This is a genomic window from Halosimplex salinum, assembly GCF_003730195.1.
GTDB lineage: Archaea > Halobacteriota > Halobacteria > Halobacteriales > Haloarculaceae > Halosimplex > Halosimplex salinum.
On sequence record NZ_QWGG01000001.1, the window covers coordinates 560,510 to 574,663 of the forward strand.

Consider the following 14,154-nt stretch of genomic DNA (forward strand, 5'->3'; position numbering starts at 1 on the left):
CGACACCTACCACTATTTACCCGGGTTCCCAACGGCAGACTATGTACGACGACATCCTGTTGCCGACGGACGGGAGCAAGGGGACGACTGAGACGGTCGAGCACGCGGTCCAGATCGCACGGGACAACGACGCGACCGTCCACGTGCTGTACGTCGTCGACAGCCGCCGGTACCGCGCGGCGGAGTCGGACACGAAAGCCGAGATCGTCAAATCCCTCGAGGTCGAGGGCGAGCGGGCGATCGAGGACCTGGAGGTGGACCTCGAAGACGCCGGCGTCGCGGTCGAGTCCGAACTGCGCGACGGGATCCCCCACAGGGAGATCGTCGACTACGTCGAGCGAGCGGGGATCGACCTCGTGACGATGGGGACCCACGGTCGGACGGGGCGGGACCGGGTCCAGAACCTCGGGAGCGTCACCGACCGCGTCCTCGAGGACGTCGGTGCGCCGGTCCTCGTCGTCGACATCGGGGACTGACGCCGGTTCGGCTACGGCCGTCCGGGAGCGCCGACCGGCCGACGGGCCCCGCATTCCGGCCACGAAGACTATAGTGCTGTAGGCGACACACTCGCCCGAATGTCACTGCTGTTCGAGCACGCCGTCGACCGGTTCTCGATCGACGACGCCACCCTGTACCCGGCGGACGACGCCGACCTCGACGCCGCGGGCGACGCGGTCCCTGTCCGTCCGGTCGCGGAGTTCGCCGGGTACTACGACTCGCTCGCCCACCCAGAGGAGGGATGGACCTGTATCCCGTTACACGGGCCGGACGGCGCGGAGCCGATCGACGAGTACGTCGCGTTCACCGAACACGAGGTCAGAGGACCGATCTTCGTCGTCGAGCGCGACGGCGGTCGCGAGTCTGTCCCGGCCGACGAGTTCGGCGCGACGCGGCTGGCCGACCGAATCCGCTTCTGGCACTCGGACTACCTCCCTGAGACGTACCCGCCGGCGTACGACGCGCCGATCGACGACCGCGAGCCGCCGCGGAACCCGGTCGACGCGGCGACGCTGCTCGACGAGTTCGAGACGTACGTCGCCGGCGAGCGCGACGCGACGCGGGCCGCGAACCGCGCCCGGGCGGCGTCACAGTCGCCGCAGGCCATCTACGACAGGGGCGGCGCGGCCGTCCCCTCGCTCACCTGCGTTGGCGAGTCGGACGGCGTCCACCGCTTCCGCGTCGACCTCGATCCGGACCTGACGGACCGCAGGGACGGCGACTGGGCGTACTTCGTCGAGAGCGAGTTCGGAATCCACGGGGGCAACGAGGTGTTGCTGCACGCCGTCGGGAGCGACCCACCGGCGGCGTTTCCCGTCGCGGCCGAGGTCGAGCGGATCCGCGGCCTGAACGTCCGTCTCGCGATCGACTGGAGCGACGTCGACGACTCCGCCGCCGTCGGGGCCGCGCTGGAGAGCGACCGCGAGTTCGGCGTCTCGGAACTCCTCAACCCGGTCCCGTTCGACCGGGAGCGCGACGCCGTCGCCGAACTCCGCGACGACCCGTTCCGCGCGGTGCTGGCCGGCGATCGGGCGGTCACCTTCTCCAACGGCGCCGCGGCGAGCAGCGATGGGTTCGACGCGGATCTGAACCAGGAACAGCAACTCGCCGTCCGCTACGCGCTGCTCGCCGACGACCTGTTCTGCATTCACGGACCGCCGGGGACGGGGAAGACGCGGACGCTGCTGGAGATAATCAGGCGGGCCGTCGACGCCGGGGAGGACGTCCTCGTCTGTGCGGACTCCAACCAGGCGCTCGACAACCTCGTCGCGGGGTCGTCGACGAGCGAGGACGCCGACCCGCAGTCGCTCCACGCCCGGAGCCAGCACGGGACCGGCGAGTTCACGCTCGACAGGGTGAACGCCAGCCGGTCGGCCCGCGCGGTGGTCCGCGACCGCTACGACCACGTCGCCGAGCGCGCCGACGTCGTCGCGGCCACGAACAGCAGCGCCGCGACCGTCCCGCGGGAGTTCGACCTGCTGGTGCTCGACGAGGCGACGCAGTCGACCTGCACAGCGTCGTCCATCCCGCTGGCGCGCGCCGACCGCGTCGTTCTCGCCGGCGACCACCGCCAGCTACCGCCGTTCAGCGCGACCGAGGAGCCGCCGGAATCGAGCTACGGGCTCTCGCTGTTCGAGCACCTCTACGCCGAGTCGGGCGTCTACGAGGGCGTCGGCCTCCAGCTCAAGACGCAGTATCGCATGCACCGCGACGTCGCGTACTTCCCGAACCGCGAGTTCTACGACCGAACGCTGCGCAACGGCCTCGCCGTCGAGTCGCTCCCCGACCGGCCGGCCGTCGAGGGGTTCAACGTCGGCGGGTCGGTCGACGTCGTGAACCACTCGCGGGTCAACGAGACGGAGGCGCGGCTGGTCGTCCACCTCGCGCTGCAACTTCTCGACGACGTCCCGCCGGACGAGATCGGTGTCATCACCCCCTACGCGGCGCAGGTCCGGGAGATACGTCGGTCGCTCGGCGAGGCCGACCCGGCTCTCGAGGCGGTCACGGTCGACACTATCGACGCCTTCCAGGGGAGCGAGAAGACGGCGGTACTGATCTCGCTGGTCAGGAGCAACAGCGAGGGATCGCTGGGCTTCCTCGGCCGACCCGAGGACGGGCCGCGACGGCTGAACGTCGCACTGACGCGCGCGAAACGCTACTGCGCGGTCGTCGGTGACTTCCACACGCTCCGGTACGACGACGACGGCAAGTGCGTCGACCTCTACCGGGACTTCCACGACTACTTCGCGACGACCGGTCGACTGAACGACGTCGACCCGCAGTTCATTCCGGTCTGACGCCGTTCACGCGGGTACGCGTGCCCGCGGAACTGCCAGACACCCGCCCCCGCTCGCAGCGGGTTACTCGGCGCCGTCGGGACCCGGGCGGCTACTCGCCGTTGTCGGGGCCGCGTCCGGTCTCCAGACTGCCCTGCCGGCCCTTGGTCTGGCGGTAGTCGGTGCCCAGCAGTTCGGCGAAGTGCTCGACGAACGCCTCGGTCTCCTCGGGCGTCTGGTCGGCCGGCGTCTTCATCGGGACGAGTTCGAACCCGCGGCCGCGCATCGTCGTCGCGTGCAACTCGTCGACGTCGAGTTCGTCCGCGCTCTTCGTCGTGTACTGGAAGGCCAGCGCCTCGATGGCGCGCTGCCCGACCGGGACGATGATCTCCGGGTTGATCATCCGGAGTTCGCTGGAGCGGTACCCCTCGCAGGCCCGCACCTCCTCGTCGGTCGCGTCGCGGTCCGGGTGGCGACACCGGGTGACGTACGTGAGGTACACCTCGTCCGGGAGCGGCTCTTCGGCCACGGGATCACCCTCGCTCTCGGCTCGCTCCGCTCCCCGCTCGCCGTTTCGAGACGCTCCCGGTGGTCGCGTCTCGCCCTCGACCAGTCCGACGCGGTCGAGGACGTCCCAGACCAGCGACTGGTCGCCGGCGAAGGGGACGCCCGTCTCGTCGGCGGCGGCGCTGGGCGACTCGCCGACGACGACGAAGTCGGCGCCCACGTCGCCGTAGCCGTGGACGACCTGCGAGCGCGATTCGACGAGTTCCGGGCAGTTCGTGCAGTCCTCGTCCATCCCGAACGGGTTGGACAGTTCGTCCTGTCGTGCGTCCATTATGAGTTGTCTGTGTCGCGTAGGGGTTCCACGGCAATCAGTCCTCGTCGACGTCGGTCCATCGCGTCAGTCCTCGTCGACGGTCTCGGTCACGGTGTCCGCGTCGTCGGGGTCGTCCTGCGGACTCTCGGGGTGGTAGTCGGTGTCGTACTCGCCGGGTCGGTCGTCGATGCGGTCGGGGTTGATGCGCCCGGAGAGGAGCATGAAGTCGAGCACCGTCACGCGGAGCATCGCCTCGACGACGGGGACGGCGCGCGGCGGCAGGCTCGGGTCGTGGCGGCCGACGACCTTCGCCTCCTTCTTCTCGCCGGTCTCCCAGTCGACGGTGGTCTGGGTCTTCGGGATGGAGACGGGCGCGTGCCACGTCACCTCGCCGTAGATTGGTTCGCCAGTCGTGATCCCGCCCTGGAGACCGCCGTGGTCGTTACCGACAGGGACGGGGTCGCCCTCCTCGCTGACCACGTCGTCGCGGGTCCCGTCGTCGAACTCCCAGTCCTCGTTGCGGTCGATCCCGCGCGTCTCGCGGGCCTCGCGCCCCTGTCCGTACTCGACGGCGGTCGTCGCGGGGATGGAGAACATCGCCTGCCCCAGCCGGGCGGCGAACGAATCGAAGCGCGGAGAGCCGAGTCCGCGGGGGACGCCTCGACACTCGAAGTAGACGGACCCGCCGATAGAGTCGCCCTCCTGCTGATACTCGTCGATGGCGTCGCGCATCTCCTCGGCCTTCTCGGGGTCGGCACACCGGACCTCGTTCTCCTCGGTGTGTTCGAGCATGTCCTCCCAGGTCACGTCGTCGGCCGTGATGTCGCCGATCTGGTTGACGTGGGCCTTGATAGTCACGTCGTGGTCGGACTGGTCGAGCACCTGCTTGGCGACGGCGCCGGCGGCGACCCAGTTCACCGTCTCCCGGGCCGACGAGCGACCGCCGCCGCCCCAGTTGCGCGTCCCGAACTTCGCGGAGTAGGTGTAGTCGCCGTGGGAGGGCCGCGGCGCGGTGATGAAGGGCTCGTACTTGCCCGAGCGGGCGTCCTTGTTCTGGATGACCATCCCGATGGGCGTTCCAGTGGTGTACCCCTCCAGCGTGCCGGACTTGATCGACACCTCGTCGGGTTCGCCCCGGGAGGTGGTGATCATCGACTGGCCGGGCTTCCGGCGGTCGAGTTCCTCCTGCACCACGTCTTCGGATATCTCCACCCCGGCTGGACACCCCGACACTGTACAGCCCATCGCCTCCCCGTGGCTCTCACCGAACGTCGTGAACCGGAAGAGCCGGCCGAACTCGTTGCCGTTCATTACCACGGGGTCGGTGGGCCGGGCATATAGTTCTGAAGATGTGGGCGAACCTGACCGCGCCGCACGGCGAAACCGCGACTCCGGCGGCCATCGGTGCACGCCGCCCGACCGAGACCACCGCGACCCGTAACTTTTCCTCACAGCGAGTCGTTCGGGTGACACATGTCGACGGACGGGCGGACCGAAACAGGCGACAGCGCCGTGGGCGAATTCCCCGCGTTCGCCGCTGGCGCGATAGTCCTGTGGGTCCTCGTCGAGGTGGTGTTGCGGTGGGAACTCGTCGCGCTCCTGGCCGGTCCGGTCGGGAGTCCGCGCGGGGCGGACATGATCCTCGTCGGACTCGGATTTCCGCTCCTCGCCGGAGCGATCGCGTGGCTGGGTCTGCGTCGCGGGATCGAACCCGCCGACTGGGACTACGAGTTCTCGCTCCGGTCGATGGCTGCCGGGGTCGGCGGCGTCGTCCTCTTCTTCGTCGGACTCCTCGCCGCCGTCCTCGTACTGGCCGCGATTCGGGGAATGCCCGACGCCGGTACCGCGACGCCCGTCGTCGAACCCGGCGCGGGGACGTGGGTGCTCGCGGCCCTGCTCCTCGTCAACGGGGTCGTCGTCCCGGTCGCCGAGGAACTGGCCTGGCGCGGCGTCGTCCAGACCGCGTTGATGGACTCCTACGGAGTGCTCGCGGGCAGTACGCTCGCGGCGACGGGGTTCGTCCTGAAACACGTCGTCGTCGACGGCGGGGCCGACCCGCTCCGACTCGCGTCGCTCGTGATCCTCGCGGCGATATTCAGCGCGCTCCGCGTGCGATGGGGGACCGCGTCCAGCACCGTCGCCCACCTCGGCGCGAACCTGCTCGCGACCGGGATCGCTCTCTCGGCGCTGTGACCGCCGATCCGCGACTCCCGCGGGACCTATTCGGTGACCGTCCGATACCAGTGCGGGGCGTGTTCGCGGTCGTCTCCGCGCAGCAGGACGTTCGCTCTGGTGTACGTCTCGGCTTCCGACGGTGAGAGCTCCGTCGACCAGGGCACTCGTTCGTCCGGGTCCCACGCGCCGGGACCGCTGTTGTCGTACTCCGCGTAGGTGACAGTCTCCTCCGCTTCCGGGCGGGACCAGTTGTGCCACCCGGCCGGATGCACGTGGTCGCCCAGGTCCGAGCGGAGGAAGGCCACATGAGCGTGGTCTCGCCAGGGCCGACCGAGATACACCTCGGACACCTCCGGGTCGGCGGTCAGGGTACAGTCGTCGAACACGAATCCGAACGGCTCGCTTCGCGGCGTCGAGGCCGCCGTGACGTACGAGTCGGACTTCGAGTGTATCTCGCAGCGTTCGAAGACGGCGGTAGCGCCACCGAACACGAAGTCGGTCGTGCCCTCGACGTAGCAGTCGTCGAAATACTGCCGCGACCCTTCGCCGGCGGCGTAGACCGTGTCCTGGTTGCCGAGGAACCGACAGTTCTCGAAGGACGCGCGGTCCGCCTCGACGTGGAGCGCGACGGCTTGCCCAACGTCCGGCCCGGCGGCGTTTCGGACGGTCAGATTCCGCGCGGAGAAATCGTTCCCGCGGACTTTCAGCGTGTACGTGAAGAACGTGCTGTTGCGTCCCCTGCCGATCGAGTCGAAGTGGTCGTCGTACGTGACGATCGTGTTCTCGACGCTCTCGCCGACCAGGTCGATCTTCGTGTTCCAGGCGTGGATCGTCACCTTCTCGTCGTACACGCCGTCTTTCACGAAGATCGATACCCGATCGTCGGGGAACGATTTCGCCCCGTCGATCGCCGCCTGCAGGCGCTCGTAGTCCCCTGTCCCGTCCGTATCGACGACGTAATCGAAGCGCTCGCCTTCTCCTGGGGCCATCGGTACAGTACTACGGTCCCAGTTTTCTTGAATACCCTTCGACTCGGGGCCGCCGTCGAGCGTCGGCGACCCCCGCTTCGTCGCTGGGTTCAAACGGCTCCGTACCCAACTCCGGGTAATGACAGAGACAGCGACTCTCGGCGGCGGGTGCTTCTGGTGTATCGAGGCGGCGTTCGAGCAGCTCGACGGCGTCGAGGACGTCACCTCGGGGTACGCCGGCGGACACGTCGACGATCCCACCTATCGGCAGGTGTGCTCCGGGTCGACCGGCCACGCCGAGGTCGTCCAGGTCGAGTACGACCCCGACGCGCTCGCCTACGAGGACCTGCTGGAGGTGTTCTTCCGCATCCACGACCCGACGACGAAGGACAAGCAAGGGCCCGATATCGGGTCGCAGTACCGGTCGGCGGTCTACTACCACGACGAGGACCAGAAGGAGACGGTCGAGCGGTTCGTCCACAACCTCCAGCAGGGTGGCGAGTTCGACAGCTACGAGAACGACGAGATCGTCACCGAGATCGCGCCGCTCGACACCTTCTGGCGGGCCAAAGAGAAACACCAGAACTACTACGACAAGAACCCGAACGACCGCTACTGCCAGTTCCACGCCGAACCGAAGGTAAAGAAGGTGCGCGAGCAGTTCGCCTCGAAGGCGGCCCAGTCCGACGACTGACTGGCTGTCGACGACTACGCTTCTCCGAGAGTATTACTCCCGGAGGTCGCTCACCCGAGCGGCCGCGAACGGGACGAGCATCTCCTCGCGAGTGAGACCGCCGTGCATCCCGACGAGCGACAGTTCGTCCTCGGAGTACCACATCCCGCGGTCGCGGTGGACGACGATCAGGTCTCCGCAGCGCCGGCGAAACAGGTCGCTCGGCTCGGCGTCGCCGAACAGACCGCGCTCGATTGCTTCCTCGCGAGTGAACGTCCGACAGGGGTAGCGTGACTCGATCCGCTCGCGGACCCGGTCGACGGTCCCGTCGCGCAGGAACAGGTGGCAGTTCCGCGGACTCCCGACCGGCGGGATCGGGTCGCCGTCGCCGTCACGGCGAAGGGCGTCCCACAGTTCGTCGTCGCCCCGCAGGTCGACATTCTCGTCGGGGACCGTGTCGACGATCCCGTGGTCGGCCGTGAGCAGAACGAGCGTCCGTTCGGCGACAGCGGGGTCGACTCCCTCGACGACCTCTCGGCGGAGACACTCGGTCACCATCTGGAGACGCGCGCGGTACCGCTCGTCGCCGGTTCCGACCGCGTGTGCGATCTCGTCGATCTGTGGCAGATATGCGAACAGGTAGTCCGCGCCGTCTTCGGTTTCGAGTTCCTGTCGAAGATCCACCCCGAGGTCGGCAACGGTGTCGTAGGTGCGCTCCGTCGCGCCGGCGCTCGGGTTGTGCGCGTCGAACGGGTGGAAGTGACGACTCTCGACGCCGTCGGCCGCCGCGCGCTCGTAGATAGACGACCCCTCGTACAGGGATTCCCGGTCGTACTCGGGGTACGCCTCGTCCGCCGGGTCGCCGTTCCGCGTCGCGAACGGGAGGACTTGGAGGGGCGCGTCGATCTCCTGTACGTACTGGTCCCACCCGAGCACGCCGTGTTCGACGGGTGTCCGCCCAGTGTGGAACGTCGTCGTGGCGGCCGCGGTCTCCGAGGGATAGATCGAGGTCAGCGGCGTCACCGTCCCGCGCTCGGAGAACGCCGAGAGCAGCGGCACGTCCGCGTGGTCGCGCTTCCAGTGTTCCCAGCCGTACCCGTCGAGGAAGACCAGGACGACGCGGTCCACGTCGGTGTCGACTCCCTCGAAAACTCGCTCGGGGAGCCGCCGGTCGCAGTCCGCGCCGAGCAGCGACAGGGCGGTCGGGTTGACGTTCGCGAAACAGTATCCCTCGTAGTCGGGGAAGAGATAGCCCTCGTCGAGGAGCGACCGTTCGACGTCGGTCCGGAGCACGCAGTCGTGTACAGTGTATTCGCAGTTGAGTCTACTGGGCCAGTGCCACTCGATGGCACGGGGAAGGGCGGTCAGACCGGCGCGGGCGCGACGAACTGGGGCGCCCGGATCCGACCGCTTATCGCTTCAGTCCGCTGGACTCGTGACGATGTCGAACGCGAGACCGGTGTGGTCCGAGAGCGCGTCGCCCAGCGGTGAGCCCGACCAGACGACGGTCTGTGCGCGACTCACGTCGACGTGGATCGAGTGGTCCGGCTTCGGCTTCTCGACGAACACGTAATCGAGCCGGTTCCCGCGATAGTAGCTCTCGTAGGACTCGCCGGCTCCGGGCTGGAACGGGTCGCACCTGACGCCGCCGCCCGTGCGGTTACACCCGGACTCGCCGCCCGGGCCGCCGCGTGTCAGCCAGACGTCCTGCATCCCGCGCGCGTGCATCTGTTGCAGGAAGTTGCTCAGGTACTGCGCGTTCCTGACGTTGTCGCTATACCCGCCCGCCTGGGACTTGACGTTGAAATCGCCCATCGCGACGATCGGGTGGGGCTCTTTGTCGTCGTCCGATCTGAGTTCGGCCTGTCGCCGTTCGATGGCGTCGGCGAAGTTCCGCATCTGCGTTATCTTGACGCTCTGTTTCTTGTCTTTCCGGCCGCCCATCACGGGCTGCAGATGCGTGACGAACAGGTCGATCTTCGGGTCGTTCGGGAGCGACGGCAGTTCGATCGTGGCGCGGAGCCAGCCCTCCTTGCTCGTGCCGCTCAGGAACGGTCCCGTCTCGTCGTAGCGGCTCGCGTTCTTCCCGGTGATGTCCCGCTCGGTCTCCGACTCGCCGTCACCCCGGCCACCGACCAGCACGCCCAGGTCCTTGCCGGCGTATCGCGTGTCCACGTCCTCGTAGCTGCCTTCGCCTGTGTAGGCGTTCCGAACGTCGTCGAGATGCCCTTCCTTGGGCAGTTCGGTCATGCCGACGATGTCGAACCCGGTCTTCGAGAACCGCTTCCCGAACTCCTTTCGTACCGCTTTCAGCTTGCCCGACGGGCCCCTGGTGGACGGCTGATACATGTTCTGACAGAGGACCCGGTGGCGAACGCCCTCGCTGTGGCGGTCGGCGACGTTGCGGATCGACCGCCAGTCGTCGCGAGCGTCACCGGTGTCGGTCGACTCGACCCACCTGTGGGTCTCGACGATCCCCTTGTCCGTGTATCCCTCGGGGAGGGACCCGTTGTCCGGCGTCCGGTTTATCATCCCGAGGTCGTACGCGTTCATGTCGGCCCAGACGGCGTTGTATCGGTACATCTCGCGGTCGTCGTCCGCGATTTCGCCGTCGAGTGTCCGGATCTCTTCCTGGTCGCCGACGATCAGGACGTCCGAGTACACTGTGTCGAGGTACTGGACGGGTTCGTCGCTGTCGGACGGCTGGAACGCGGTCTTGTACCACAGGTGGCCGATGTCGACGTCGCCCTCGACGACGCGACTCTTCGGTGGGTCGACCGACTCGAACGGACCCGTCGTCTCGTTGGCGACGGTCTTCAGCGGGAAGTCCAGTTCGTCCGTGTCGTACGCCTGGCGCCGATCCGAATCGAACGGCGGCCCGTTCCCGTAGAGTCGTCTGGCGGGACGTTCGGGGTCCATCCGGTCCGCGACGGAACGGAGCGAGACGGCGTCGTCGCCCGCCATGGTTACGAGGAGTTCGCGAGGTTGTCGATCTCCACCGTCCCGTCCTGCTTGATCCGCATCGCTTCGGTCCCGTCCCCGGTCTCGACGACGAGGTCGTTCGCGCCGTCGCCACCTAACTGGGGAGGCACGTCGGGGTTCGGTTCGAAGTGTTCGACCCGCAGGACGGCCGTGAGATCGCCGTCGTCGTTGCGCAGTTCGAGCGAGCCGTTCTCGCCCGCCGCCCCGAGGGACGCTCGCCCCTCGGCGCCGTCGAGTTCGACGCCGTGCCCGGCGAAGCCGTCGTCGAGTTCGAGCGTCCCGCCCGTTCCACCGCCGCCGACGGTCGCCCGCGCCTCGTCGGCGTCCAGTTCGATCGTCGCGTCGTCGTCGTCCGACCGGAGTTCGACCCGCCCCTCGCCGCTGAGGTCCACCCGGGTGTTGTCCTCGTCGTCCTGGACCGTGATCTGCCCGACGGAGTCCCCTCGCCAGTCGGGCGAGTCCTCCGTGTCGCGCTTGCCGCCGCCTACCTTGATCCTCGCCTCAGTCGAGTCCAGTTTGATGTCCTGATTCTCCCACTGCGTGTTGACCGATCCAAGCTTGACGACGCCCTTCTCGCCGTTGATCCAGACCCTGTTGTTCGCGTCGTCGGCCTTCCACCCCTTCTCGGCGGACAGGTGGACCCGGGTCTTCGCGTCCCGGTCCTGCAACATGAGGTCTCCCTCCGACGGCGCGAGGTCGCTCGACTCCGGCCGGCTGCCGCCACCGAGCGTGAGGTTCGCCTTGGGCGTATCGAGATTGATGTCCTCGTTGCCGTCCTTCGTGTTGTCTGCCGCGAGCTTGACGATGCCCCTCTCGCCGTTGATCCAGACGCGGTTCTCCTCGTCGTCGGCCTTCCACCCCGTCTCGGCGGACAGGTGGATCCGGGTGTTGTCGGCCTGGTCCCGCAGCATGAGGTCACCCTCCGAGGTTGTGTCGTCGTCCGACCCACCACCGGCCACGATGTTCGCCTTCCCGGGTCTGAACCTGATGTCAGCCCCTGTCCCTGCTTCGGTCGTGATGTCGACCCCGTTCTCGTCACCGACGACGAGAACCCGATCCCGTTCCAGTATGATATCTGACTGTGACATCGTTTGCCAGTTTCCTGCAAATGAAATAAAATTTTCGTGCGTTTAATCAGTTGGACCGGCCGGGAACGGACTCGTCCGGCCGGCTCGACTCGATCCACGTCCGTACTGACACCGCCCTGGGTGTGTCGTCGCCTCCGTGGCAGGGTTCCGGCGGTAGAAATATATTGTCAGACAGAGCAACAGATCGTGTGAACGTAGAGATCGAGCTACCGGACACGTACGCGACGAAACTGGAGGAGGTCGAGGCGGTGGACCCGACCGTCCGTGAACAGATCGAGATCGAGGTGCTCCCCGAGGTGCTCCGACTGATCAACGAGGCACACGCGCAAATCGACCGCAGAGAGGACGGAGCGAGGCCGGAAGCGGCCGACGTCGAGACGGACGAGTGAGTCGGGTTCGAGAGCCGCCGCGGGAAAGATACATCACTCGAACGGCCGACACGACCGTATGGTTCGGCTCCCGTCGCTCCGCGGCGTCATCGACCGACGAATCCTCGTCAACTACCGGATCGACGCGGCCGCGCTGGAGGACGTGCTCCCCGACCCGTTCGAACCGCGGACGGTCGACGGTCACGCCATCGGCGGGATCTGCCTGCTCAGACTGACCGACGTCCGGCCGCGCGGGCTCCCTGCCTTCGTGGGCACACGGTCGGAGAACGCCGCCCACCGGATCGGCGTCGAGTGGGAGGACGACACCGGCGAGCGACGCTCGGGCGTCTACGTGCCGCGGCGGGACTCCTCGTCGCGACTCACCGCCGCCGTCGGCCGCCGGTCGTTCGGCGAGTACTACCGGGCCGACTTCGACGTTCGCGAGGGCGACGGCCGCTACGCCGTCGCGATGGAGAGTCACGACGGCGAAACGAGGATGTCCGTGACGGCCAGCGAGGCCGACGAGTTGCCGGCCGGGAGCGTCTTCGACTCCGTCGGGGCCGCCTCAGAGTACCACCGACTGGGCGCGGTCGGTTACTCCCCGGCGCCCGGCGGCGGGCGCTTCGACGGCGTCGAACTCGCGACCGACGAGTGGCGAGTGACGCCGCTGTCGGTCGAGGACGTGAGCGCGAGTTTCTTCGAGGACGAGCGGCGGTTCCCGTCAGATACTGTTACCTTCGACAACGCGCTGTTGATGCGCGACATCGGCCACGAGTGGCGCGACGTGGGATCGATCTGTCCGGAAGCGGACGTCGTAGCGGACGAACCGCCGTCGGGGACCGCACGGTCGACGGCCTGAGGCGACTCGCTGGCCGAGTTCGAGACGCTCGAACCTACTTCGAGACGTTCGCGCCGAGGTCGGCGAGCGTGTCGAAGAAGCCGGGGAAGGACACGTCCACGTCTTCGGCCTCGGTGATCGTCGTCTGCCCGTCGGCGACGAGGCCGGCGACGGCCAGCGACATGATGATGCGGTGGTCGTCGCGACCGGGGAGGGTCGCGCCGCGGAGGTCCGTCTCGGCGCCGCGGATCGAGAGGCGGTCCTGTTCCTCGACGACGGCGGCGCCCATCTCCGTGAGCGACTCGGCCATGACGCTCACGCGGTCGGTCTCCTTGTAGCGGACGTGTTCGCAGTCGGTGATCGAGGTGGTGCCGTCGGCGGCGGCGCCGAGCACGGCGATCGTGGGAAGCAGATCCGGCGTGTCGGCGACGCTGACTTCGACGCCCGTCAACTCGGACTGGGTGACGGTGATCTCGCCGGCCTCGCGGTCCCACGAGATGTCGGCGCCCATCCGTTCGAGCACGTCGACGATGGCCGAGTCGCCCTGCGCGCTGGGGTAGGCGCCCTCGACGACGAGGCCCTCGGGCGCCGCGAGCGCACCCGCGGAGAGCAGGTAGGACATCGAGGAGAAGTCGCCGGGGACGTGATACTCGCCATCGGTGGGGGCGTAGGACTGGCCGCCCTCGACGCGGTAGCCGGCGTCGGTCTCGGTGGCCTCGACGCCGAAGTCCTCGAGCACTTCGATCGTGATGTCGACGTACGGCGCGGACTTGAGTTCCGTCTCCAGATCGACCGTCACGCCGTCGTCGGAGACGGCGCCGGCCATCAGGAGCGCGGTGACGAACTGCGAGGACACGTCGCCCGGAATCGAGGCCGTGCCGCCGTCGACGGGCCCGCCGATCACGAGCGGCGCTTGCCCGTTGGCGCGCGTGCTCTCTGCCCGGCCGTCGAGTTGCTCGATGGCGTCGAGGAGCGGTCCCTGCGGGCGCGACCGGAGCGACCCGTCGCCGGTGAGGACGGTCAGGCCGTCGGCGAGGGCGGCGGTCGCGGTGGTGAGGCGCATCGTCGTGCCGCTGTTGGCGCAGTCGATCACGTCGGCGGGCACGTCCGGGCGGCCGTCGAACCCGTCGACGGTGAGCGCGCTCCGGTCCTCGGAGAGTTCGGTCTCGCCGCCGTATGCCTCGACGGCGCGTCGGGTCGCCTGCGTGTCGGCGCTGATCAGCGGGTCGTGGACGGTGGCCTCGCTCCCGTAGCCCGCCGCGAGGATCGCCCGGTGCGTGTAGCTCTTCGACGGCGGGGCGCGCGCCCGGCCCTCGACCGTCGACCGCTCGATAGTTGCGTCCATGTGCCGGGCGTCGTCCCCGCGGTGCATCAGGCTACCGGAGTCGGCAGTCGGGGCGAGCGAGTCCGCGTCGGCCCGCCGCTGTCGGGCCCACTCTATTTATCCGCCGGACCGTATCGTGGTGGT

The 14,154-nt window shown here is 68.2% G+C and carries 13 protein-coding genes; 6 read left to right on the forward strand and 7 right to left on the reverse strand.

Translation table 11 applies throughout. The features are described 5' to 3' along the window. The first annotated feature begins 41 nt into the window (after positions 1-41). Together D1409_RS02780 and D1409_RS02785 are read left to right on the forward strand one after the other, a co-directional pair. A complete protein-coding gene (locus tag D1409_RS02780; RefSeq protein ID WP_123533805.1) occupies positions 42-476 on the forward strand; it encodes a universal stress protein in 435 nt (144 codons plus the stop codon). 99 nt (positions 477-575) lie between these two features. Further along, on the forward strand, positions 576-2,795 hold the full coding sequence (locus D1409_RS02785; RefSeq protein WP_123533807.1) for an AAA domain-containing protein: 2,220 nt from the start codon (positions 576-578) through the stop codon (positions 2,793-2,795). Positions 2,796-2,886: 91 nt separating this feature from the next. Here D1409_RS02785 and D1409_RS02790 read toward each other — a convergent pair whose 3' ends face one another. Continuing rightward, positions 2,887-3,612 carry a uracil-DNA glycosylase gene (locus D1409_RS02790; RefSeq protein ID WP_123533809.1) on the reverse strand — a complete coding sequence of 242 codons (726 nt, stop codon included), beginning with the start codon at positions 3,610-3,612 and terminating at the stop codon, positions 2,887-2,889. Between the two features lie 66 nt (positions 3,613-3,678). Next, positions 3,679-4,905 (reverse strand): chorismate synthase, encoded by a 1,227-nt coding sequence (gene aroC, locus D1409_RS02795; RefSeq protein WP_123533811.1) that lies wholly within the window; start codon positions 4,903-4,905, stop codon positions 3,679-3,681. Positions 4,906-5,067: 162 nt separating this feature from the next. Between aroC and D1409_RS02800 the strand changes: the two genes are divergently transcribed. Beyond that, positions 5,068-5,787 carry a CPBP family intramembrane glutamic endopeptidase gene (locus D1409_RS02800; RefSeq protein WP_123533813.1) on the forward strand — a complete coding sequence of 240 codons (720 nt, stop codon included), beginning with the start codon at positions 5,068-5,070 and terminating at the stop codon, positions 5,785-5,787. Positions 5,788-5,813: 26 nt separating this feature from the next. Here D1409_RS02800 and D1409_RS02805 read toward each other — a convergent pair whose 3' ends face one another. Continuing rightward, the gene (locus D1409_RS02805; protein WP_123533815.1) at positions 5,814-6,758 is read right to left on the reverse strand and encodes a pectinesterase family protein; all 945 of its coding nucleotides are present in this window, start codon (positions 6,756-6,758) and stop codon (positions 5,814-5,816) included. Between the two features lie 118 nt (positions 6,759-6,876). Between D1409_RS02805 and msrA the strand changes: the two genes are divergently transcribed. Beyond that, positions 6,877-7,431 (forward strand): peptide-methionine (S)-S-oxide reductase MsrA, encoded by a 555-nt coding sequence (gene msrA, locus D1409_RS02810; RefSeq protein WP_123533817.1) that lies wholly within the window; start codon positions 6,877-6,879, stop codon positions 7,429-7,431. 33 nt (positions 7,432-7,464) lie between these two features. Here the strand turns inward: msrA and D1409_RS02815 are convergent, their stop codons facing one another. The 3 genes from D1409_RS02815 to D1409_RS02825 all read right to left on the reverse strand — a co-directional run bounded on the left by D1409_RS02815 (position 7,465) and on the right by D1409_RS02825 (position 11,480). After that, complete coding sequence (locus D1409_RS02815) at positions 7,465-8,703, reverse strand: alkaline phosphatase family protein (RefSeq protein WP_123533818.1); 1,239 nt, start codon at positions 8,701-8,703, stop codon at positions 7,465-7,467. A gap of 126 nt (positions 8,704-8,829) precedes the next feature. Further along, positions 8,830-10,374, reverse strand: a complete 1,545-nt coding sequence (locus tag D1409_RS02820; protein ID WP_123533820.1) for a hypothetical protein — start codon at positions 10,372-10,374, stop codon at positions 8,830-8,832. 2 nt (positions 10,375-10,376) lie between these two features. Then, positions 10,377-11,480, reverse strand: coding sequence for a hypothetical protein (locus tag D1409_RS02825; RefSeq protein ID WP_123533822.1), 1,104 nt, complete (start codon positions 11,478-11,480; stop codon positions 10,377-10,379). Between the two features lie 188 nt (positions 11,481-11,668). Between D1409_RS02825 and D1409_RS02830 the strand changes: the two genes are divergently transcribed. Together D1409_RS02830 and D1409_RS02835 are read left to right on the forward strand one after the other, a co-directional pair. Continuing rightward, entirely contained in the window at positions 11,669-11,869 is a 201-nt protein-coding gene (locus D1409_RS02830; RefSeq protein WP_123533823.1) for a hypothetical protein, read from the forward strand. Between the two features lie 58 nt (positions 11,870-11,927). Then, positions 11,928-12,707, forward strand: a complete 780-nt coding sequence (locus tag D1409_RS02835; protein WP_123533825.1) for a DUF2071 domain-containing protein — start codon at positions 11,928-11,930, stop codon at positions 12,705-12,707. A 34-nt stretch (positions 12,708-12,741) separates the two neighbouring features. Here D1409_RS02835 and aroA read toward each other — a convergent pair whose 3' ends face one another. Beyond that, entirely contained in the window at positions 12,742-14,031 is a 1,290-nt protein-coding gene (gene aroA, locus D1409_RS02840; RefSeq protein ID WP_123533827.1) for a 3-phosphoshikimate 1-carboxyvinyltransferase, read from the reverse strand. Between the last annotated feature and the right edge of the window lie 123 nt (positions 14,032-14,154).

What these genes read in the sequence shown, in the direction of transcription:
- aroC (WP_123533811.1), bottom strand. Translation starts at nt 4,905, where the DNA reads ATGAACGGCAACGAGTTCGGCCGGCTCTTCCGGTTCACGACGTTCGGT.
- D1409_RS02780 (WP_123533805.1), top strand. Translation starts at nt 42, where the DNA reads ATGTACGACGACATCCTGTTGCCGACGGACGGGAGCAAGGGGACGACT.
- D1409_RS02820 (WP_123533820.1), bottom strand. Translation starts at nt 10,374, where the DNA reads ATGGCGGGCGACGACGCCGTCTCGCTCCGTTCCGTCGCGGACCGGATG.
- D1409_RS02825 (WP_123533822.1), bottom strand. Translation starts at nt 11,480, where the DNA reads ATGTCACAGTCAGATATCATACTGGAACGGGATCGGGTTCTCGTCGTC.
- D1409_RS02800 (WP_123533813.1), top strand. Translation starts at nt 5,068, where the DNA reads ATGTCGACGGACGGGCGGACCGAAACAGGCGACAGCGCCGTGGGCGAA.
- D1409_RS02790 (WP_123533809.1), bottom strand. Translation starts at nt 3,612, where the DNA reads ATGGACGCACGACAGGACGAACTGTCCAACCCGTTCGGGATGGACGAG.
- msrA (WP_123533817.1), top strand. Translation starts at nt 6,877, where the DNA reads ATGACAGAGACAGCGACTCTCGGCGGCGGGTGCTTCTGGTGTATCGAG.
- D1409_RS02805 (WP_123533815.1), bottom strand. Translation starts at nt 6,758, where the DNA reads ATGGCCCCAGGAGAAGGCGAGCGCTTCGATTACGTCGTCGATACGGAC.
- aroA (WP_123533827.1), bottom strand. Translation starts at nt 14,031, where the DNA reads ATGGACGCAACTATCGAGCGGTCGACGGTCGAGGGCCGGGCGCGCGCC.
- D1409_RS02835 (WP_123533825.1), top strand. Translation starts at nt 11,928, where the DNA reads ATGGTTCGGCTCCCGTCGCTCCGCGGCGTCATCGACCGACGAATCCTC.
- D1409_RS02785 (WP_123533807.1), top strand. Translation starts at nt 576, where the DNA reads ATGTCACTGCTGTTCGAGCACGCCGTCGACCGGTTCTCGATCGACGAC.